Origin of the sequence: Paraburkholderia fungorum, from assembly GCF_046027215.1 — a bacterium.
GTDB lineage: Bacteria > Pseudomonadota > Gammaproteobacteria > Burkholderiales > Burkholderiaceae > Paraburkholderia > Paraburkholderia fungorum_D.
Genome location: NZ_JAQQEN010000001.1, coordinates 2,041,606 through 2,062,448 on the forward strand (window position 1 = coordinate 2,041,606; position 20,843 = coordinate 2,062,448).

The 20,843-nt window shown below is 63.1% G+C and carries 15 protein-coding genes; 6 read left to right on the forward strand and 9 right to left on the reverse strand.

Features of this window, described 5'->3' with window-relative positions; genetic code table 11:
* Nucleotides 1-70: 70 nt before the first annotated feature.
* Complete coding sequence (locus tag PQR27_RS09060; RefSeq protein ID WP_408523320.1) at nucleotides 71-1,237, forward strand: glycosyltransferase family 4 protein; 1,167 nt, start codon at nucleotides 71-73, stop codon at nucleotides 1,235-1,237.
* A 172-nt stretch (nucleotides 1,238-1,409) separates the two neighbouring features.
* Here PQR27_RS09060 and gmd read toward each other — a convergent pair whose 3' ends face one another.
* Genes gmd through PQR27_RS09075 form a run of 3 tightly spaced genes read right to left on the reverse strand, consistent with a single transcriptional unit; the run spans nucleotide 1,410 to nucleotide 4,310 of the window.
* The gene (gene gmd, locus PQR27_RS09065) at nucleotides 1,410-2,453 is read right to left on the reverse strand and encodes a GDP-mannose 4,6-dehydratase (protein WP_408523321.1); all 1,044 of its coding nucleotides are present in this window, start codon (nucleotides 2,451-2,453) and stop codon (nucleotides 1,410-1,412) included.
* A 37-nt stretch (nucleotides 2,454-2,490) separates the two neighbouring features.
* Nucleotides 2,491-3,228, reverse strand: coding sequence for an SGNH/GDSL hydrolase family protein (locus tag PQR27_RS09070; protein ID WP_408523322.1), 738 nt, complete (start codon nucleotides 3,226-3,228; stop codon nucleotides 2,491-2,493).
* The gene (locus PQR27_RS09075) at nucleotides 3,225-4,310 is read right to left on the reverse strand and encodes an acyltransferase family protein (protein WP_408523323.1); all 1,086 of its coding nucleotides are present in this window, start codon (nucleotides 4,308-4,310) and stop codon (nucleotides 3,225-3,227) included. The genes PQR27_RS09070 and PQR27_RS09075 overlap by 4 nt, the downstream gene beginning before the upstream one ends.
* A 508-nt stretch (nucleotides 4,311-4,818) precedes the next feature.
* On the opposite strand from PQR27_RS09075, the gene PQR27_RS09080 reads away from it, so the two are divergent.
* The 3 genes from PQR27_RS09080 to PQR27_RS09090 all read left to right on the forward strand — a co-directional run bounded on the left by PQR27_RS09080 (nucleotide 4,819) and on the right by PQR27_RS09090 (nucleotide 11,022).
* Complete coding sequence (locus PQR27_RS09080; RefSeq protein ID WP_408523324.1) at nucleotides 4,819-7,020, forward strand: NHL repeat-containing protein; 2,202 nt, start codon at nucleotides 4,819-4,821, stop codon at nucleotides 7,018-7,020.
* A 91-nt stretch (nucleotides 7,021-7,111) separates the two neighbouring features.
* Entirely contained in the window at nucleotides 7,112-8,578 is a 1,467-nt protein-coding gene (locus PQR27_RS09085) for a flippase (RefSeq protein WP_408523325.1), read from the forward strand.
* Nucleotides 8,575-11,022, forward strand: a complete 2,448-nt coding sequence (locus PQR27_RS09090; RefSeq protein WP_408523326.1) for a glycosyltransferase family 4 protein — start codon at nucleotides 8,575-8,577, stop codon at nucleotides 11,020-11,022. The genes PQR27_RS09085 and PQR27_RS09090 overlap by 4 nt, the downstream gene beginning before the upstream one ends.
* Nucleotides 11,023-11,222: 200 nt before the next feature.
* Here the strand turns inward: PQR27_RS09090 and PQR27_RS09095 are convergent, their stop codons facing one another.
* On the reverse strand, nucleotides 11,223-12,425 hold the full coding sequence (locus PQR27_RS09095; RefSeq protein WP_408523327.1) for an acyltransferase family protein: 1,203 nt from the start codon (nucleotides 12,423-12,425) through the stop codon (nucleotides 11,223-11,225).
* Between the two features lie 241 nt (nucleotides 12,426-12,666).
* Between PQR27_RS09095 and PQR27_RS09100 the strand changes: the two genes are divergently transcribed.
* Together PQR27_RS09100 and galU are read left to right on the forward strand one after the other, a co-directional pair.
* Nucleotides 12,667-12,810, forward strand: coding sequence for a hypothetical protein (locus PQR27_RS09100; RefSeq protein WP_408523328.1), 144 nt, complete (start codon nucleotides 12,667-12,669; stop codon nucleotides 12,808-12,810).
* Nucleotides 12,811-13,090: 280 nt separating this feature from the next.
* Nucleotides 13,091-13,996: a UTP--glucose-1-phosphate uridylyltransferase GalU gene (gene galU, locus PQR27_RS09105; RefSeq protein WP_408523329.1), complete on the forward strand. Its 906-nt coding sequence runs from the start codon at nucleotides 13,091-13,093 to the stop codon at nucleotides 13,994-13,996.
* A gap of 168 nt (nucleotides 13,997-14,164) precedes the next feature.
* Here the strand turns inward: galU and PQR27_RS09110 are convergent, their stop codons facing one another.
* The 5 genes from PQR27_RS09110 to glcD all read right to left on the reverse strand — a co-directional run bounded on the left by PQR27_RS09110 (nucleotide 14,165) and on the right by glcD (nucleotide 20,683).
* On the reverse strand, nucleotides 14,165-16,336 hold the full coding sequence (locus PQR27_RS09110; protein ID WP_408523330.1) for a malate synthase G: 2,172 nt from the start codon (nucleotides 16,334-16,336) through the stop codon (nucleotides 14,165-14,167).
* A 79-nt stretch (nucleotides 16,337-16,415) separates the two neighbouring features.
* Nucleotides 16,416-16,820, reverse strand: a complete 405-nt coding sequence (locus PQR27_RS09115) for a heme-binding protein (RefSeq protein WP_408523331.1) — start codon at nucleotides 16,818-16,820, stop codon at nucleotides 16,416-16,418.
* A 19-nt stretch (nucleotides 16,821-16,839) separates the two neighbouring features.
* Nucleotides 16,840-18,081: a glycolate oxidase subunit GlcF gene (gene glcF, locus PQR27_RS09120; RefSeq protein ID WP_408523332.1), complete on the reverse strand. Its 1,242-nt coding sequence runs from the start codon at nucleotides 18,079-18,081 to the stop codon at nucleotides 16,840-16,842.
* Nucleotides 18,082-18,116: 35 nt separating this feature from the next.
* Nucleotides 18,117-19,184: a glycolate oxidase subunit GlcE gene (gene glcE, locus PQR27_RS09125; protein ID WP_408523333.1), complete on the reverse strand. Its 1,068-nt coding sequence runs from the start codon at nucleotides 19,182-19,184 to the stop codon at nucleotides 18,117-18,119.
* Entirely contained in the window at nucleotides 19,184-20,683 is a 1,500-nt protein-coding gene (glcD, locus tag PQR27_RS09130) for a glycolate oxidase subunit GlcD (RefSeq protein ID WP_408523334.1), read from the reverse strand. Before glcD ends, glcE begins: the two co-directional genes overlap by 1 nt.
* Nucleotides 20,684-20,843: the final 160 nt, after the last annotated feature.

Consider the following 20,843-nt stretch of genomic DNA (forward strand, 5'->3'; position numbering starts at 1 on the left):
GTGCGGCCAATCACCAGACAACCCGCCAGGCAACTCATTACCACTCTCAGAACGCACAGGGGTCACAACCATGACGACGAGCTCAATCAAATCGCTGCAAATCGGGATGCACTGGTTTCCCGAGCGCGCGGGCGGCCTCGACCGCATGTACTACTCGCTGGTCGGCGCATTGCCGGGCGCGGGCGTCGCGGTGCGCGGCGTGGTGGCAGGCTCGCCTAAAGTCGCCGAAGACACCGGCGGTGCGATCAACGGTTTCGGGCCGGCCGCGCAATCGCTGCCGTTGCGACTGATGGCGGCCCGCCGCGCGCTGCGTCACGAGATCAGCACCGCGCGCCCGGACGTGATTTCGTCGCACTTCGCGCTGTACACGTTTCCGGGGCTCGACGTGACGCGCGGCATTCCGCAGGTCTCGCATTTTCAGGGACCGTGGGCCGACGAAAGCCATGTGGAAGGCGCCGATTCGCTCGGCCAGCGCGCCAAGCATTATCTGGAGCAATCGGTGTATGCGCGCTCGTCGCGGCTGATCGTCCTGTCGGAGGCCTTCGGCAAGATTCTGACCTCGCGCTATCGCATCTCACCCGAGCGCGTGCGCGTGGTGCCGGGCTGCGTCGACGTCGAGCAGTTCAATCTGCCGATCACGCCCGCCGAGGCGCGCCTGAAGCTGCAATTGCCGCAGGACCGGCCGATCGTGCTGGCGGTCCGGCGTCTGGTGCGCCGCATGGGGCTTGAAGATCTGATTGATGCGGTGAAACTGCTCAAGCGCAGCCAACCCGACGTGCTGTTGCTGATCGCGGGGAAGGGGCGTCTGGAAGGCGAACTGCAGGCACGCATCAGCGAAGCGGGCCTCGAAGACAACGTCAAGCTGCTGGGCTTCGTGCCGGATCAGCATCTTGCGGCGCTGTATCGCGCGGCGAATATCAGCGTGGTGCCGACGGTCGCGCTCGAAGGTTTCGGGTTGATCACGGTTGAATCGCTGGCCTCGGGTACGCCGGTGCTGGTGACGCCGGTGGGCGGCTTGCCGGAGGCGGTGGCGGGCCTGTCGCCGAATCTGGTGCTGCCGCAGACGGGAGCGAAGGCGATTGCCGACGGCCTTGCGGGTGCATTGAACGGCTCGCTGAAGTTGCCGGATGCTGATGCGTGCCGCCGCTATGCACGCGAGAACTTCGACAATGCGGTGATCGCGAAGCGGGTGGCGTCGGTGTATGGCGAGGCGATTGCGGCGGGTGGGGTGCATTGAACACTGAGGCCCTGCCTGCCAAACAGATGGACCGTTAAGCCGTCAAATGCAAGCAAGGCCTGAATCATGACGATCAGGCCTTGTTTGTTTCCATGCCGTTTGTTTTTATGCCGCCGATGACACCTTGATGCCAAAGTAGGCAACGGCCGCTCGCGCGGCCACCGCCCTCGGCTCAGAACGTCTCGTGATGCTCATTGCGCCCAAGGTCCGCGTGAACCATCATGTGGCACAGCTGTTCGAGCGTGGTTTCCGGCTTCCAGCCGAGCTTTTCGTGTGCCTTGTCCGCACAGCCGATCAGCAGGTCCACTTCCGCCGGCCGGTAGAACTTCGGATTCACGCGCACCAGGGTCTTGCCGGTGGCGACGTCGATGCCGGTTTCGCGTTCTTCCTTGCCCGACCATTCGAGCTGGTAGCCCGCCGCGGCGAATGCCATGCGCACGAAGTCGCGGACTGTTTCGGTGCGGCCGGTGGCGAGCACGAAGGTGTCGGGTTCATCGGCTTGCAGCATGCGCCACATGCCTTCCACGTACTCGAGCGCGAAACCCCAGTCGCGCTTCGCACCCAGGTTGCCGAGCTCCAGCACGTCCTGCTTGCCGAGCTTGATCTTCGCGACGGTGTCGGTGATCTTGCGGGTGACGAACTCGCGGCCACGCAGCGGCGATTCGTGATTGAAGAGAATCCCGCTGCTCGCGAACAGGCCATACGACTCGCGATAGTTGATGGTTGACCAGTGCGCGAACAGCTTGGCCACGCCATACGGGCTGCGCGGATAGAAGGGCGTGTCTTCACGCTGCGGCACCGCTTGCACGAGGCCGAACATTTCCGAGGTCGACGCCTGGTAGAAACGGGTCTTCGGATTCAGAATGCGGATGCCCTCAAGCAGATTCAGCGCGCCGATGCCGGTCACTTCCGCGGTCGTCACGGGCTGGTCAAAGGAGACGCCCACGAAGCTTTGCGCGGCGAGGTTATACAGCTCGTCGGCCTGCGCGCCTTCGAGCAGACGCAGGGTCGAGCCCAGGTCGGTGAGGTCGTGTTCGACGAGGCGCAGATTCGGATGATCGAGCACACCGAGCTCGCGAATGCGCCAGAAATTGACCGAGCTGGTGCGGCGGTACGTACCCGTCACGTGGTAGCCCTTGTCGAGCAGCAGCTTGGTCAGATAGGCGCCGTCCTGTCCGGATACGCCGGTGATGATCGCTTTGCGTGGTTGGCTCATAGCTTGCCTTCGAGATGGGTAAAAGAGAAAAAGTGCTTCACGACGTGCCGTCCAGCAGCCGTCGCACTAACGGATCGACGACACGAAAATCCTGTTCGGCCTTGAGCCTGTACAACTCCGGCTTCGGGTGCGCGCCGTCGGACATCAGGCTTTTCCAGTCCGCCAGATTGCTGACATACGCGAACTGATCGACCAACGGCACCCGCTGTTCGGCGGCAACGCGCCGTGTCATCGCGACCATCGCGGCGAGCCGCGTGTTCAGCCGGGTGTCGGGCAGCGGATTCGAGGTTTGCAGAACCGGCTCCTTGCCAAGCGCGCGGGCGGTTTTCACCAGCGTCGTTTCGGCCTCGTAGAACTGTTCGGGTGTCTGGTTCTGCATCACTTCGTTGATGCCGTAGTTGATCAACACGATCCGCGCAGGCGACGCCGCGAGCCGCTTCTGCCAGGACAGGCCGGCACTTGCGTCACCGCGGCGGCGCGGGCCGGTGCCGTCGCGCAACTGGGTCGCCATCGTGCCGCCTATGCCTTCGTTCATGACCTGCACCCGTTCGCCGTGCGCAGCCTCTAATGCGTTTTGCAGCCAGGCGACGGCGTTCTGTGCCTGCGGGGCGCAGCGCCCCTCGCTGCATGAAATGCCGAGCGTGGTCGAATCGCCATAGGCTTCGATCAGCACCTGCGTCGCGCGAGTACTGCCGGCAGACGCGTTCAACGCGAACGCCGCCAGCGCCGACGCAGTGGCCAGCATGCCCGCGGCGAGCCATGCGCGGCGCCTCATGCGCGGCTTTGCGGCGCTTGCGACGCGGCCCTCGTCACACCGGCCGGTGCGTGAGCCTTGCCCGCCGAGCCGAAAATCAGACGCCGCTCGAAGCCGAACCACGTGATGCTCGCGTAGGCGAGCGTGATCGCGAGCGCCAGCGCCGCAGTCAGATAACGGTTCAGATGCAGTGGCCACAGCGTGTACAGCACGCTCAGGTGAATCAGGTAGATCGTGTAGCTGATGGTGCCGATATAGACCAGCACGGGATTGCACAACAGCCGTTTGACGATGCCCTTGCTTTGCAGGGCGATGACCACGACTGAAGTGCAAAGCACCAACGAAACGCTGTAGAGCCCGGCATTCGACAGCGGTGTATTCGCCGCGCGAAAACGCGGGTAGTGCAGATGCAGCCATGCGAGCACGGCGAGCGCGGCGAACAGGCCGAGCACGGCGAGACCCTTGAACGGCTCCAGCGCGTTGCGGTCGCGGCGCACGGCAACCGCGAGCAGCGCGCCGGCTGCGAGCAGGTCCATGCGGAACGGCGTCAGATAGTAGATGGGCCAGAACGAATCGAACCAGGGCGTGGCGATCGCGCGCAACACCGGCACCAGCAGGATCAGCGCAGCGGCCACATAGCCGAGCACGCGCTCCGGCAACAGCAGAATGACGAACGGCCAGACAATATAAAACTGCTCTTCGACCGCCAGCGACCACAGCACATTCAGGCTGTCATGACCGCTCTGATTGAGCGCGTCGCCGATATTGGTCGCGAAGAATGCATACCACTGCCAGTGCTGCGCCCAGCCAAAACCGAACAGAACCGATGACACCGCCATCAGCAACAGATATGGCGGCAGGATGCGGCGTGCCCGGCGCGCGTAGAAATAGCCGAAGTACGACTGCTGACGCGCCTTGCGCTCGAGCAGGATGCCGGTGATCAGAAAACCGCTCAGCACGAAAAACAGATCGACGCCCATCCACAGCGGCGCTTTCAACGCGTGCTGCGCGAATACCGCGAGTACGGCGATGGCGCGCAAGCCGTCGAGCTGCACGATGCGGCGTGAATGGGAAGGCGCTAAGGGCAGTGCACTAGCAGTCATGAACCGTCCATGGTGTGAAGCGGGTAGGCCGGGCGAAGCACCGGGCGCGGATTCGGAACCACGGGAAAAAACGAACACGCGCGGTCGCTTCGCGTCGCAACGGAAGTGCAATCGATTCTAGGGAAAAGAAATTGATGAAAAAACGGGAATGAAATGGATAAGTGAATCAGATTGCAACAGGGTGTTTCGTTATCCATTCCCAATCAATTTTTATGCTTGTATGACGACGCCCGCGGAATCCGTAAGAAGTGCGCTGCGAAACATGCCAGGTCGGTAAGGATGGATCCCGCGGCGCTGCCGGGGGTGCTTGCCCGTGTCAATTTTGCGTTAATCGATTTTTAAATTGATTTCTTTCGCGCCGCTTAAAGCATTGAATATTTTTGAATTATTTTCGATTTTCGTTGCGGTGTTTTTTCCGCGTAATGTGAGCTGTGCGGATTGGGCGGATCTGTTCAACCCGCGCGGGCCGTTGCCTTGAGCGCGGCACGGCCCTGACTGGAGGAATACCTTGTCCCGTTTCACGTTCAAAAACTGGTTCGCTGTGCTTGCCTCTACGGCCGGACTGGCTGCGGGATCGGTCGGTTTCACGGCGCATGCTGAAACCGCATTGAACGCGAAGACATCATGGATCGGCAACACCTTCGGTTTCGGTGACGGCAGCTGGGCACAGATCAATATCACCGCAATTGCGGTGGCGCCTGACGGCAAGGTCTACACCAATGCGCCGTGGGACGAAAGCGGCGCGGAAGCGAGCGTGTACCAGAACGGCAAGATGCTCGGCTTCGCAGGCGGCACGCATGGCTGGGGCAATAGCGGCGGCAGCGCGATCGCGGTGAATCGCAAGTACGCGTTCGTGGCGGTTGCCGTCGGCAATGAAAAGGGGCGGCTCGTCGAAACGGGCGTGTGGCCGGAGAAGGGCAAGCAATGGTTCGGGATTTCGCGTCGGCAGATCGTTGATCCGAAACGCGCCGCGCCGTTCCAGCCGGCCGCGAAAAGCGCCGATCCGCACGCGCAACTGGCGGCGGGCTTCCTGATGATGAACGAGGTGCCGACGGGCACCAACGCCGAGATCGGCGGTCTCGCGGCAAACGATACGACGCTCTACGCGGCCAACACCGCGCGCGATCGCATCGAGGTCTACGACGCGGAATCGATGCAGCAGAAAACCACATGGACCGTGCACGAGCCGGGCCGGATCGCGTTGGCACCCGACGGCACGTTGTGGGTGCTGAGCGGCACGCGCACCGACCGGGCGCCGCACGTCGAGCATTACACCAACACCGGCAAACGGATCGACGAAACCTTCGCGCTGCCCGCCGACACGGTGGCTGTCGATATGGCAGTCGACGCACAAGGGCGCGTACTGATCGCCGATAACGGACCGCGCCAGCAGGTGCTGTTCTTCAGCAAAAGCAATGGACGCTATGCGGAATCAGGCACGCTCGGCGAACGTGGCGGGATTTTCAGCGGCGTTGCCGGCAAACCCGGTCCGCAGCGTTTCAACGGCCTGACCGGCGTGGGCGTGGATGCGCGCGGCAATGTCTATGTGTCGACCAACGGCATCGGCCCGCGCTACGACCCGATCGGCGCCGGGCTCGGTGCGACGCTCGAAAGCTATGCGCCGGACGGCGGGCAGAACTGGCAGGTACAGGGTCTGCTGTTCGTGGACGGCGCATGGATCGATCCCGCGCGGCCCGATAGCGTCTATACCGGCAACAAGCGCTTCGAACTCGATCTCACGAAGCCCGCCGGGCAGGACTGGAAATACGCGGGCTTTCTGTCGAACCGCTTCAAATACCCGGACGATCCGGTGTTTCACACCGATCAATATCCAGGTCTGCCGATCGCCCGCAAGCTCAAGGGCCACACGTTCCTCTATCTGACGGACATGTACGCGGACCATCTGAAGATCTATCGCTTCGATCCGCAGCACGACGGCGAAACCGCGATTCCTTCGGGCTTCATCGCCGGGCGCGAACGCGCGGTCGCCAAAGTGCCGAATGCACCGCCGGGCGGCGACTGGATCTGGCGCGATGCGAACGGCGACGGCAAGTTCAACAGCGACGAATTCACGCTCAATACGAGCGGCACGAAACTCGCGGGCGGCTGGGGCTGGTGGGTCGATAGCGCGGGCGACATCTGGCGCACGCGCGATTCGAAGGGCATTTACCGCTTCCGTTTCGGCGGCCTCGACGCTAAGGGCAACCCCGTCTACTCGTATTCAAACATGACGCAGTACCCGGTGCCGCAACCGTTCACCGAACTGCACCGCGCGATCTACGACCCGGACACCGACACGATGTACGTGGCGGGCTATACGGCCGATACGCCGGTGGATCGCGGCTTCTGGAAAGAGGTGGGCCGCGTGCTGGTGCGCTACGACAAATGGTCGAGCGGTAATCCGGTGCAGCGCTATGCGATCACGCTGCCCTGGCAGACGCAGGGCAAACCCATCGCGACGATTATCGGCCTCACCGTCGAAGGGCAATACCTCTTCGGCGTGGAGCCGGTCGGCGCTGTGCACGTATGGGACAAGGACAGCGGCAAGGAACTCGGCGTGATCCGCCCGGGCCCTGAAGTGGGGCGCGCCTCGGGCTGGGTCGACGTGCCCAACGGCATCAGCGCCGCGAAACGCAGCAATGGCGAATACCTCGTGTTCGTCGAAGAGGACGCGCGCGGCAAAGTGATGATGTACCGCTGGAAACCGTGACGAAGCGTGCGTCGTGACCGCTTCATTCGCAATACCAGGCAACTCAGGCAAAGCAGGACAAGCAAAAACGCAGTCAAACCCAAGGCATCCGATGGATAAAGGCATTCTCAAGAACGTAGCGATCAATTTTTTCGGGCTGGTGCTGCCGACCTTCGTCTCGCTCGTGACCGTGCCGTCGTATATCAAGCTGCTCGGCGTGGAGCGCTACGGCGTGATCAGCCTCGTGTGGACCCTGATCGGCTACTTCGGGATTCTCGATCTCGGCATGAGCATGGCCGCGCAGAATCACATCTCCAAGGCGCGCGCCTCGGGCGACAAGGACGAGAGCGCGCGCGTGTTCTGGAGCGCGACGTGGCTCAATCTCGCGACCGGCGTGATTGGCGGACTGATCATCTATTTCGGCGCGTTTCTGTACACCGCGTACTTCACCAAGGTCTCGCCCGAGCTTCAGCATGAGGTGTATATGGCGCTGCCGTGGCTCGCGGTGGCGATTCCGATCGCGAACGTCTCGTGGGTGTTCGCCGGCGCGATCAACGGCGCGGAACGCTTTGGCGTCTACAACACCAACCAGACGATCGGCACGTTCCTGTTCCAGTTGCTGCCGCTCGGCGCGGCATGGTGGATGGGCGCGACCTTGCAGAACGTGCTGGCCGCAGCGGTGCTTGCGCGGATCATCGCGGCCGTGTTGCTCGGCCGCTCGGCGCTGCAGGTGCTGGAAATTCGCAGCGTGCGCGCACCGCAACTCGGTGTGGCTAAAGGACTGTTCAATTTTGGCGGCTGGATGCTGATCGCGAGCGTCACCACCATGGTCGCCGATTCGCTCGACCGCGTGATGCTCGGCACGCGCCTTGGCGCGCGTTTCGTCACGTACTACACGGTGCCGCAGAATCTCGTGACGCGTTTGAACATCGTGCCGACCGCGCTGGTGCGCACGCTGTTTCCACGCCTGTCCGCAGTGGGCCGCGCTGACGCGGACACCATCACGCAGCAGTCGCTCGAATTTCTCAACGGCGTGTTCACGCCTGTCGCGCTGGTCGCGATGCTGGTGCTCGAACCGTTCCTGCATCTGTGGGTCGGCAACGAAATCGCCACGGTGGCGGCGCCTGTGGGCCGGATCATGATCGTGGCCGTGTGGCTCGTCGGGCAGGCCAACGTCACGCGCATCCTGATCCAGTCGCAGGTCAATCCGGCCACCGCCGCGCGCGTCGGAATGTTCGAATTGCCGCTCTATGCAGCGGCGTTGTGGTTCGGCATCACGCATTTCGGTTTGACCGGCGCGGCGATCGCCGTGGCCGGCCGCGCGCTGTTCGATTACGCGGTGCTGCTGCGCCTGTCGGCGATTCGCGCCCGGCAGATCGCGCTCGACATGCTCGCGCACCTTGCCTTCCTGCTGGCCAGCCTGTGGCTCGCCAGCTTTCTGCCGGGTTTCGCTGTGGCGATCGTCGCCGGTGCATTGATGGTGGGCGCGAATGTCGCCTGGTCGATCACGATGACGCCCGCCTTGCGCGATCTTGCGCGCTTACTGCTGTTGCGACTGAATCCGAGGAAAAGCGCATGAACCACGAAGTCCTTGAAGAAGCCGTGCTGCAACCCACGACGCGCAGCGCACTGGCCGAACTCACCACGGTGCCGGCCAGGGAGGCGCCGCCGCGCCCCGTGTACCGGGCCGACAAAGCGGTGCGCGTCGCCATCGTGCACGACTGGCTCGTCACCTATGCGGGCGCGGAGAAGGTGCTGGAACAGATCGTCGCGTGTTTTCCGGACGCGGATCTGTTCAGCCTTGTCGATTTTCTCGACGATCGCAGTTTCCTGCGGGGCAAGCCGGTGACGACCTCGTTCATCCAGAAGCTGCCGCTCGCGCGCACGAAATACCGGACGTATCTGCCGCTGATGCCGCTGGCGATCGAACAACTCGACGTGTCCGCCTACGACGTGGTGATCTCCAGCAGCCACGCGGTGGCCAAAGGCATTCTGACCGGCCCCGACCAGGTGCATATCAGCTACGTGCATTCGCCGATCCGCTATGCGTGGGATCTGCAGCACCAGTATCTGCAACAGTCGAAACTGACCAACGGTCCGAAGTCCGCGCTCGCGCGGCTGATTCTGCATTACATCCGCAACTGGGATATCCGCACGTCGAATTCGGTGGATGGCTTCGTGGCGAATTCCGACTTCATTGCGCGGCGTATCAGGAAGGTGTACCAGCGCGACGCGCGGGTGATCTTTCCGCCGGTGGATGTCGAAGCATTCGCGCTGTGTACGGACAAGGACGATTTCTATCTGACCGCCTCGCGGATGGTGCCGTACAAGAAGATCGATCTGATCGTGGAAGCGTTCGCGCGGATGCCGGAGCGCAAGCTGGTGGTGATCGGCGACGGCCCCGACATGCAGAAGATCCGTGCGAAGGCGGGGCCGAATGTCGAGATCATGGGTTATCAGCCGTTCAAGGTGCTCAAGGATCGCATGAGCCGCGCGAAGGCCTTCGTGTTCGCTGCAGAGGAGGACTTCGGCATTTCCGTGGTGGAAGCGCAGGCGTGCGGCACGCCGGTGATTGCCTACGGCAAGGGCGGGGCGCTCGAAACGGTGCGCGATCTGTCGGAGGCGCGGCCGACCGGCATGTTCTTCGACGAGCAGAGCGCCGAGTCGATCATCGCTGCGGTCGAGCGTTTCGATGAGCATGGCAAGCGTTTCTCGCCGGTGGATTGCCGCGCCAACGCCGAGCAGTTTTCCGCGGCGCATTTCCGCGAGCGGTTCTTCGCGCACGTGCGGGCTTCGGTGCCGGCGTTGCGCTCGGCGACTTTGCCGCCGTACGTGCCGTACACAGCGAGCGCGGCAACCGCCAACGCGCCGCGCGTGCTGGCCGTCGATCAAAGCGGTGTGCTCGGCGGCGCCGAGTTGTCGCTGCTGGAAATCGTGAAAGCGCTGCGCGAGCGCATCGAGGTGGTGCTGTTCGACGACGGCCCGTTCCGTACCGCGCTCGCGAAGGCCGGCGTGACCGTCAACGTGCTCGACGCGGGCGCGTTGCGCAATGTTCGCAAGCAGGGCGGTTCGTTGCCGAAGGGGCAGGCGCTCAAGGGCTTGATCTCGCTGGTGCGCGCCACCGCTCAACGCGCGCGCAACGTCGACGTGATCTATGCGAACACCCAGCGCGCGATGGTGATCGGCGCGATTGCCGGCAAGCTCGCACGCCGACCGGTGGTGTGGCATCTGCGCGATATCGTCAGCCCCGAGCATTTCGGCGGCAAGCAACTGGCGATCATCAAGTGGTGCGCGCGCTTCGGTCTCACGCACGTGATCGCGAATTCAGCGGCGTCGGCGCGGGCTTTCGCCGAACTCACACGCTTTGATAAAAAGCGGATCGACGTCGTCTTCAACGGCATTTCCGCGGCGCCTTTCGACGCGTTGCGCAGTGTCCCGCAGGCGACGCTGCGCCAGCGCCTGAATCTCCCGCAGGACGTGTTTCTGGCAGGCTCGTTCAGTCGCCTCGCGCGCTGGAAGGGGCAGCACGTGCTGCTCGAAGCGATGGTGCTCAATCCGCACATGCATGCCGTGCTGGTAGGCGCGCCGCTATTCGGCGAGGACGCGTACGAGATCGAACTGCATGCGTTCGTCGCCGCGCACGATCTCGGCGACCGGGTGCATTTTCTCGGCTTCCAGCACGACATTGCGGCCTGCATGTGCGCGGTCGACGCCGTGGTCCATACATCGATTACGCCGGAGCCGTTCGGCCGCGTGATCGTCGAAGGGATGCTCGCGCAGCGGCCCGTGGTGGCCGCCCGTGCCGGCGGTGTACTGGAGATTATCGACGACTACGAGAACGGCGTGCTCTGCACGCCGGGCGACGCGCACGGTCTGGCCGATACGCTGGCCGAACTGCGCTCGAATGACGACTTGCGTAACAGGCTGGTCAGAAATGGGTATCAGACGGCGCTGAGCCGGTTCGGCACCGCAACCTATGTGGAAGGTGTCGAGCGGATTCTGAAGGGCGTGGTGGGGCGCTAAAGCGGTTCTGGCGGGGTAGGCGGAGTAAGTGGGGGGCGTGGCCAGCCCTCGCTGTTGGCGCAGCGGAGCGAAAGTCTTGCAGACCTTCGCTCCGTTTTTTTATTGAGGGGCGCGGTCTGGATTTGAAGACCGCGATTTGATGAAGCCGCGCCGGCGCGCCGCTTTCATCGCCTCGCCGTCAACCCCGCATCAACGCCGCATCAACGCCGCTTCAACGCCGCCTTCGGCTTGAAACTCGCCGACCACTTCATCGCCGGCAGTTCGACGAGACGGTAGAACACGTAGGCAACCGTCACTGCCACCAGCATGTAGCCAAACGACGGCCAGATCGACATCTGCAGCGACGAGCGGAATAACAGCGACGACAGCAGCACAAAGATCGGCAAATGGATCAGATACAGCGAGAAGCTGAAATCGCCGACGCGCGACAGCAGGCGCAAGCCAGGCGTATCCGCATTGCGCCGCTCCAGCGCCTTGTACAGATAGAACGCGAAACCAATTGCCCACAACTGGAATGCGCCGTATTGGCCGAAATGAAATGCCACGCAGCCCAGCGCGATGAACCCCGCAGCGAGCACGTAGAGCCAGACCGATGAACGCGCATCCGGCGCGGTGCGGGCTTTTGCATCGGCGATCCACGCGCCCAGCATCCACGAGAACCAGTAAGACGTGAAGAACTGGATGTCGTGGCGCTCGAGTACGCAGGCCGACACCACATTGATCACCGCGACCATCGCCAGCACGGCGTTCATGCCGAGGCGCCGGCGCAGCGCGAATAGTAACGGGTAAATCGCGTAGAACTGCACTTCGAGCGAGAGCGTCCACAGCGCGCCGTTCGATCCATACGTCTTGCCGGCCACGCCTTGCAGCGACAACAGGTTGATCAGAAACGGCTGCCAGCCGATCCCGAGGATCTTGTGATTGACCGGCGGCAACTGCAAGCTGACCCAGTCGAGCGCAAGGGTGAGTAACAGCGCGGCGAACAGCACCGGATAAATGCGCGCAAAGCGGCGTACCCAGAAATTGCCGGCATCGAGCGCGTAGTCGGGATTTTTTGCCAGCCGCAGCGCGCCGCTGCGATGGATGCAGTAGCCGCTGATCACGAAGAAAATCGGCACGCCAGCCGAGCCCCACGCAATCGGGAAAGTCAGATAGCCGGCGATCGTGTTCAGGCTGAATGAATGGCCGACGTTTTGATGAAAGGCCTGAATGCCCACCCATTCCACCTGGCGGCAATGGAAATACGCAACCAGCAGCGCGGCAAAGCCTCGCATTGCGTCGATCACATGTTCCTTGCCGGCGCTATCGGCGCGCGCTTCGCTCTGGGCGCGCGGCACGGCGGCCTGACGCGGCGTGGAAAGGGGCAGGGATGAGCCGGCGGCATCCAGGGCTGGGTCGCTCATGCGCGGTCCTTGTTCTGAGGAGGAAAATGCTTATTCCCGGGCACGCCATGCGCGCCTGCGGTGCATCACATCCTAGTGCACAGCGCAGGCAAAAAATGGATAAAAAATTGGCTGATGAATTGAATTAAATGGCGATTTTGTGACGAATTGTAATTGAGCATAACGGGCTGCGACAGGGAATTATTTACCGCTTTTGTTGTGCTAATTTAAGACACGGATTCTCTTGACCAGGGGTGTAGTCATGAACCTGCATTTACTCGCCGGCATCGCCGTGCTGCTGATCCTTGTCGCCGCTTCCGCCTACCGGGAAGCCTTGCGCAACGAACCGATCCGCCGTTTTCGTATCAATCCGGGCAAGCTGCCACAGGTCGACGAGAAAGAGTGAGCGCGAGCAGCCTGCGAGCAACCCGCGCGCGCCGGGTTGGGCCCGGCTCGCCCAGTACGTAAAATTTTCGGCTTCGACGAAAATAATTCAGTTTCGATACGTAATTGTTGCCTGATTTTTATCACGATTTGGGATATCGAAAGCGAATTGATTTATTTATTCGAATAGAAAAAATTCACGCGTGAAATGAATTGATTTTTTTGCTAGCCTTCCGGGCGACATCGATTGGCCGTCAGGTCCGCGAACACACTAATCTCTAACCGATGTGGGAATGCCTACCATGCTGAAAGTCACCAAAGCCGTGTTTCCCGTAGCGGGCCTCGGGACACGATTCCTGCCGGCCACCAAGGCAAGTCCGAAAGAAATGCTGCCTATCGTCGACAAGCCGCTGATCCAGTACGCGGTTGAAGAAGCGATTGCGGCCGGCATCACCGAAATGATCTTCGTGACCGGCCGCAGCAAGCGCGCTATTGAAGATCATTTCGACAAGTCCTATGAGATCGAAGCCGAACTCGAGGCACGCAACAAGCAGAAGCTGCTCGACCTCGTGCGCAGCATCAAACCGGCCAACGTCGACTGTTTCTATGTGCGCCAGGCCGAAGCGCTCGGTCTCGGGCACGCGGTGCTATGCGCCGAAAAACTGGTGGGCGAGAGCCCGTTTGCCGTGATTCTCGCGGACGACCTGCTGCACAGCACGAAGCCGGTAATGAGCCAGCTCGTGGACACGTTCAACCACTATCACAGCTCGGTGATCGGCGTCGAAACCATCGCGCGCGAAGACAGCCGCTCGTACGGCGTGGTGGATGGCCGCGAGTGGGAAGACAACGTGATCAAGCTGTCGGGCATTGTCGAGAAGCCGGCGCCGGACAAGGCGCCGTCGAACCTCGGCGTGGTGGGCCGCTACGTGCTGATGCCGACCATCTTCAAGCATATCCGCGCGCTCAAGCCGGGTGCGGGCGGCGAATTGCAATTGACCGACGCGGTGCAGTCGCTGCTGACGGAAGAGCAGGTGCTCGCGTATCGCTATTTCGGCACGCGCTTCGATTGCGGCAGCAAGCTTGGCTACCTGAAGGCGACGGTGGAATTCGCGCTGCGCCATCCGGAAGTGAAGGCGGAATTCGAGGCGTATCTGCAAACCTATATGCAGGCCAACATGTCCACGCAATTGACCGCGGAAGCGGCGTAAGCATAAGCGCAAGCGCCGCACCAGGGCCATGCCCACGGCACTGAAAACATCACGCAGAAGCAACGCGCAGCACGATCGCGCACGTTAAAACGGGCGCCGCAAACCACGCGGCGCCCGTCTTTTTCAGCCGCGCCGGAACCTGCGATCCGAGCGCCGGCCAGAACAGCCTCAGTGCTTCTTCACTTCCAGACGGAACTTGTGCAGCAACGGTTCCGTGTAGCCGCTCGGCTGGGCGCGTCCTTCGAATACCAGTGCTTGCGCTGCCTTGAACGCCAGCGTGTCGAAGCCAGGCGCCATCGGCTGGTAGTGCGGATCGCCCGCGTTCTGTTCGTCGACCACCTTCGCCATACGACGGAAGGTTTCTTCAACCAGCTCGCGCGTCACCACGCCGTGATACAGCCAGTTGGCGATGTGCTGACTGGAAATGCGCAGCGTCGCGCGATCTTCCATCAGGCCGACGTTGTGAATGTCGGGCACCTTCGAGCACCCCACACCCTGATCGACCCAACGCACCACGTAGCCGAGAATGCCTTGCGCGTTGTTCTCGACTTCGCTGCGGATTTCGTCCGCGTTCCATTGCGCCGATTCGACCACCGGAATCGTCAGGAGGCCGTCGAGCAACTCGTCACGCACTTTCGCATAGTCCGTGCGCTCCAGTTCCTGCTGAACCGCCTGCACGTCGATTTGATGATAGTGCAGCGCGTGCAGCGTCGCGGCGGTAGGCGAGGGCACCCATGCGGTATTCGCGCCAGCCTTCGGATGAGCGATTTTCTGTTCGAGCATCGCGTGCATCAGGTCGGGCATGGCCCACATGCCCTTGCCGATCTGCGAGCGGCCACGCAGGCCCGCGTTCAGACCGACCAGCACGTTGCTGCGCTCGTAGGCGGCAATCCATACGCTCGACTTCATGTCGCCCTTGCGCATCATCGGGCCGGCTTCCATCGCCGAGTGCATTTCGTCGCCGGTGCGGTCGAGGAAACCGGTGTTGATGAACGCGACACGCTCCGACGCTTCGCCGATGCACGCGAGCAGGTTGACGCTGGTGCGGCGCTCCTCGTCCATGATGCCCATCTTGATCGTGTTGCGCGGCAGCTTCAGCAGGTCTTCGACGCGTGCGAACAGTTCGCTCGCGAACGCGACTTCCGCCGGGCCGTGCATCTTCGGCTTCACGATATAGATCGAGCCGGTGCGCGAGTTCAGCTTGTGCTGACGGTCGTGCAAGGCGCACAGCGAGGTGATCACCGCGTCGAGAATGCCTTCCGGAATCTCGTGGCCGTCCTGGGTCAGCACGGCCGGATTCGTCATCAAATGACCGACGTTGCGGATGAACAGCAGCGAGCGGCCATGCAGCCTGACGTTTGACGAGCCGTCCGCACCCGTGTACTCACGATCGGCGTTCAGGCGGCGCGTGAAGGTCTTGCCGTTCTTCGTGACCTCTTCGGTCAGATCGCCGTTCATCAGGCCGAGCCAGTTGCGATAGAGCAGCACCTTGTCGTCGGCGTCGACCGCGGCGACCGAGTCTTCGCAATCGATGATCGTGCTCACCGCCGCTTCGACCAGCACGTCTTTCACGTGGGCCGAAGCGGTCTTGCCGATCGAATCGTTGGCGTCGATCTGGATTTCGAAGTGCAGGCCGTTGTGCTTCAGCAGTACGGCCGACGGTGCGCCCGCATCGCCCTGATAGCCGATGAATTGCGCCGGCGTTTGCAGTGCGGTCGTGCCGTTTTTGAGCGTGACGACGAGCTTGCCGCCGTCCACGCTATAACCTGTCGCATCGGCATGCGAGCCGTTGGCGAGCGGCGCGGCCTGATCGAGAAACTTGCGCGCATAAGCGATCACCGCGGCGCCGCGCACCGGGTTGAAGGCCTTCTGCCTTTCTGCGCCGTCAGCCTCGGGAATTGCATCGGTGCCGTACAGTGCGTCGTACAGGCTGCCCCAGCGTGCATTCGCCGCGTTCAGCGCATAGCGCTGGTTCGACAGCGGCACGACGAGTTGCGGGCCGGCCTGTTCGGCGATTTCGGTGTCCACCTGGTCGGTCGTGGCTTTGACACTGGCGGGCACCGGCACGATATAGCCGATGCTTTCGAGAAATGCACGATACGCGCGCAGATCGCGCACCGGACCCGGATGGGCGCGATGCCATGTGTCGAGCTCGGTTTGCAGGCGGTCGCGCTCGGCGAGCAGCGCACGGTTTTTGGGCGCCAGCTCGTGCACGAGGGCGTCGAAACCTGACCAGAAAGCGGCGCTGTCGATTCCGGTGCCGGGCAGGGCTTCGGTTTCGACGAACTGGTCGAGGTTGGCGGCGACTTGCAGTCCGCCGCGCGGGTTCATCTGAGTCATCGACTGCTCCATCTGAATCGGGCCGATGAGGGGGCATCGGCCCGGAGGGTTACGTTTTTCGGTGCCGCTTGCGTGAAGCTTAAGCGACGATGCTTTGAATACCGGCGCGAGCGATCTGGGCGTCCTGATCCGACTTGACGCCCGACACGCCGACCGCGCCGACCACCTGGCCGTCGACGATCACCGGCACGCCGCCTTCGAGCGTGCCTTGCAACGGTGCGCTCAGGAATGCGGTGCGGCCGTTGTTGATCATGTCTTCGTATACCTTGGTTTCGCGGCGGCCGATCGCCGAAGTGCGGGCTTTTTCCGTCGCAATGTAGGCGCTCGCCGGTGCACTGCCATCGAGCCGCAGCATTCCGAGCGGATGGCCGCCGTCGTCGACCACGACGATCGCGACGGCCCACAGGTTCTTCTCGGCTTCCGCACGCGCGGTTTCGAGAATTCGGGTCGTTTCGGCAACGGTCAACACGGGTTTGCTCAGCATGGTGAAATTCCTGTTTCGTTTATGGTAGGGATGCTTCTACAAGTTCAATCCAGTGGCGCACCGCGGTGCGCCCGGCGCCGTCCAGATGTGTCTGGCAACCGATGTTGGCCGTGACGATCAGCTCCGGCTTGCCGCTTTCCAGCGCGTCGAGCCTATTATTGCGTAATCTTTCCGCAAGCTCTGGCTGGGTGATCGAATACGTGCCCGCCGATCCGCAGCATAAATGGGTGTCGGGCACCGCGGTGAGATCGAAGCCGAGCCGTTGCAGGATCGACTCGACGGCACCGCCCAGCTTTTGCGCATGCTGCAACGTGCATGGGCAATGAAACGCGATCTTTCGCTGCGTCTGGCCTGGCAACGTTGCTTGCAGCGTTGCTTGCAACGCGTCGAGCGGCTCGTCAGCCAGAACTTCGACGAGATCGCGTGCCAGTTCGCTGACCCGCTGCGCTTTTGACGCATAGCGCGGATCGTTGCGCAGCAAATGCCCGTACTCCTTGACGAATGCGCCGCAGCCGCTCGCGGTTTGCACGATCGCTTCGGCGCCAGCCTCGATGGCGGGCCACCACGCGTCGATATTGCGCCGTGCCCGCGCGAGACCTGCTTCCTGCGCGTTCAGATGATAATCGGTCGCCCCGCAACACCCGGCCCGTTCGGCATTCACGATACTGATGCCGAGCCGGTCGAGCACGCGGGCGGCGGCCGCATTGGTGTTCGGCGACAGCGTGGGTTGCACGCAGCCTTCCAGCATCAGCATTTTGCGCGGATGCCGCGGCGCCGGCCGAGGCTTCGGGCTGGCGCTACGCTTGGGGATTTTACGTCCAAGCGCGGCCGGAAGAAACGGCCGCATCACCCGGCCGGTTTTGACGAGCGCGTCGAACACCGCCGGATGCGGGATCACGCGGCGCAAACCCTCGCGCAGCAAGCGTTCCGACGCGGGCCGCTCGATGCGCCGCTCCAGTTCCGCCCGGCCGATATCCAGCAGCGCGTGATACGTGACGCCGGATGGACAGGTGGTTTCGCAATTGCGGCAGGTGAGGCAGCGGTCGAGGTGCAACTGGGTTTTCTGCGTGACCGGCTCGCCTTCGAGCATCTGCTTGATCAGATAAATGCGTCCGCGCGGCCCATCCAGTTCGTTGCCGAGCAGTTGATAGGTCGGGCAGGTGGCGTTGCAAAAGCCGCAGTGCACGCACGAGCGCAGGATCTGCTCGGCTTCGTCGGCGCGCGACAGGCTTTTGGCGGCGTCGCTGAGATTGGTTTGCATGCTGAGGTTCCCTTCGGAGGTTCGCCTGCCGGTCTTCAGAGGCCGGCGTAGAGGCGGCCAGGGTTGAAGAGGGCGCGCGGGTCGAGTTGCCGCTTCAGTTGCTGATGAAAACGCAGCAGCGCGGCAGGCAGCGGCGTGAACGGCTCGGTGGCCACGGCTGGGGTAAAACAGGTGGCATGCCCGCCGGCGGCAAGTGCGATCTGGCGAATCGTCGCGGCCGGGGCATCGCTTTTCAGCCAGCGTTGCGCGCCGGCCCAGTCGAGCAGGGTGTCGCCGGGCAATTCGAGCAGCGGCGCCGCATTCGGCAGGGACAGGCGCCACAGCGGCCGTGGGTCGTCGAAAAATGCCAGGCGGTGTTCGCGCAAGGCGTCCCAGAAGGACAGATCGAGTTGGGCGCCGCCGATGCGGTCCATTGCCGACGCCACCGATCCCACGCCCCCTTCGAGCCGCACATGCAACCGACCGTCGACGTGACATGCACCACTCACGGGCAACGCGGCCTTGCGCCACGCCGACAGTTCACGCAGCGCTTCGTCCGCCGCGAGATCGAGCGTCAGACTGCCGAACGCGCGCGGCCTGGGCAGCACCTTGAGCGATACTTCGGTGATCAGCCCAAGGCAGCCGAAGCTGCCGGCCAGCAGCCGCGAGACGTCATAGCCCGCGACGTTTTTCATCACCTCGCCGCCAAAGCGCAGATGCTTTGCTTCGCCCGTTATTACGCGGCAACCCAGCACGAAATCGCGCACCGAGCCGGACCATGGCCGGCGCGGACCGGCGAGTCCGGTTGCGACCATGCCGCCCACGGTGGCCGCGCCGTCAAAGGCCGGCGGCTCGCACGGCAGCATCTGGCCGGCGGCGTCGAGCGCGGCATTCAGTTCGGCGAGCGGCGTGCCGGCGCGCGCGGTGATGACGAGTTCGGTCGGGTCGTAGCTGAGCACGCCGCGATGCGAGCGCGTGTCGATCGGCGTGCCTTGCACTGGCCGGCCAAGAAAGGCCTTGCTGTTGCCGCCGCGAATCCTGAGTGGGGCGCTGCTCGCGTGCGCCCGCGCAACTTCGGCGATGAGCCGTTCGCTATCGTCCATCGATACCGGTTCGATCAGCATCAGAAACGCTCCAGTTCTGGAAAGGGCAGCTTGCCGTGGTGCACGTGCATCGAGCCGAATTCGGCGCAGCGGTGCAGGGTCGGCACGTTCTTGCCGGGGTTCAAGAGGCCGCTCGGGTCGAAGGCGGCCTTCAGCGCATGGAAGAAAGTGAGTTCGTCGCTGTTGAACTGCGCGCACATCTGATTGATTTTTTCGCGGCCCACGCCGTGCTCGCCGGTGATGCTGCCGCCCACCGCGACGCACAGCTCGAGGATGCGCGCGCCGAGCGCCTCGGCGCGCTCGGTCTCGCCGGGCGCGTTGGCGTCGAACAGGATCAGCGGGTGCATGTTGCCGTCGCCGGCATGGAACACGTTGGCTACCCGCAGACCGTATTCTTTGGACAGGTCTTCGATGCGCCTGAGCACGTGTGGCAATTCGCGGCGCGGGATCGTGCCGTCCATGCAGTAGTAATCGGGTGAGATGCGGCCCACGGCGGGAAACGCATTCTTGCGGCCGGCCCAGAAACGCTGGCGTTCGGCTTCGTCTCTGGCCACGCGGATCTCGGTCGCGCCCGCCGCGCGCAGCAGCGCCTCGACGCACGCCACGTCTTCCTGCACGTCGCTTTCCACGCCGTCGACCTCGCATAGCAGGATCGCTTCGGCATCGACCGGATAGCCCGCATGGATGAAGTCTTCCGCGGCGCGAATCGCCAGGTTGTCCATCATTTCGAGCCCGCCCGGAATCACGCCCGCGCCGATGATCTGCGCGACCGCGGCACCGGCTTTCTCGACGTCATCGAAACTGGCGAGCAGCACTTTCGCGCTTTGCGGCCTGGTCAGCAGTTTCACCGTGACTTCGGTGACGATGCCGAGCATGCCTTCCGAGCCGGTGAAGAGCGCGAGGTAGTCGAAGCCCGGTGCATCGAGCGCGTCCGAGCCGAGCGTGATGCGCTCGCCGTCGATGGTGAGAATCTCCAGCTTCAGGATATTGTTGACGGTCAGCCCGTATTTCAGGCAGTGCACGCCGCCCGCGTTTTCCGCGACGTTGCCGCCGATCGAGCAGGCAATCTGCGACGACGGGTCCGGCGCATAGTAAAGCCCATGTGGCGCCGCCGCCTGCGAGATCGCGAGGTTGCGTACGCCGGGTTGCACGCGGGCAAGACCGGCTTCGGGATCGATGTCGAGAATCCGGTTAAAGCGCGCCATCACCAGCAGAATGCCTTTGTCCAGCGGCAATGCGCCGCCGGACAAACCGGTGCCGGCGCCGCGCGCGACCACGGGGATCTTCCGCGCATGGGCGAATTTCAGCAGCGCCTCGACCTGTTCGACCTTGTCGGGTAGTGCGACCAGCATTGGCGTCGCGCGGTACGCGGCGAGACCGTCGCATTCGAACGGGCGGAGGTCTTCCTGCTCGTGCAGCAGTTGCAGGTCGGGGAGCAGCGCTTGCAGCTGCGCGACAATTGCGGATTTGTCGTGCATCGCGAGTGCGCCGTCGACACGTTCGTCGTATAGATAACTCATGGGGGTCTCCTTGCGCCGCGCTGAGCGGGCGGCAGTGCCCGTTGGCGCGGGCGCGCGAGGGTGTCTCTGGCCGGATTGTCACGGCTGTGGGCGCGCCTGTCGACGGTCAAGGAAGGTGGTCGTACCAGTTTTTAATTCGACGTATTACGGGTCGATACGC

Coding starts and splice junctions, on each gene's coding strand:
- PQR27_RS09090 (WP_408523326.1), top strand. CDS start 8,575: ATGAACCACGAAGTCCTTGAAGAAGCCGTGCTGCAACCCACGACGCGC.
- gmd (WP_408523321.1), bottom strand. CDS start 2,453: ATGAGCCAACCACGCAAAGCGATCATCACCGGCGTATCCGGACAGGAC.
- glcE (WP_408523333.1), bottom strand. CDS start 19,184: ATGCTGATCGAACCGGTATCGATGGACGATAGCGAACGGCTCATCGCC.
- galU (WP_408523329.1), top strand. CDS start 13,091: ATGCTGAAAGTCACCAAAGCCGTGTTTCCCGTAGCGGGCCTCGGGACA.
- PQR27_RS09085 (WP_408523325.1), top strand. CDS start 7,112: ATGGATAAAGGCATTCTCAAGAACGTAGCGATCAATTTTTTCGGGCTG.
- PQR27_RS09095 (WP_408523327.1), bottom strand. CDS start 12,425: ATGAGCGACCCAGCCCTGGATGCCGCCGGCTCATCCCTGCCCCTTTCC.
- PQR27_RS09060 (WP_408523320.1), top strand. CDS start 71: ATGACGACGAGCTCAATCAAATCGCTGCAAATCGGGATGCACTGGTTT.
- glcF (WP_408523332.1), bottom strand. CDS start 18,081: ATGCAAACCAATCTCAGCGACGCCGCCAAAAGCCTGTCGCGCGCCGAC.
- PQR27_RS09070 (WP_408523322.1), bottom strand. CDS start 3,228: ATGAGGCGCCGCGCATGGCTCGCCGCGGGCATGCTGGCCACTGCGTCG.
- PQR27_RS09110 (WP_408523330.1), bottom strand. CDS start 16,336: ATGACTCAGATGAACCCGCGCGGCGGACTGCAAGTCGCCGCCAACCTC.
- PQR27_RS09100 (WP_408523328.1), top strand. CDS start 12,667: ATGAACCTGCATTTACTCGCCGGCATCGCCGTGCTGCTGATCCTTGTC.
- PQR27_RS09075 (WP_408523323.1), bottom strand. CDS start 4,310: ATGACTGCTAGTGCACTGCCCTTAGCGCCTTCCCATTCACGCCGCATC.
- PQR27_RS09115 (WP_408523331.1), bottom strand. CDS start 16,820: ATGCTGAGCAAACCCGTGTTGACCGTTGCCGAAACGACCCGAATTCTC.
- glcD (WP_408523334.1), bottom strand. CDS start 20,683: ATGAGTTATCTATACGACGAACGTGTCGACGGCGCACTCGCGATGCAC.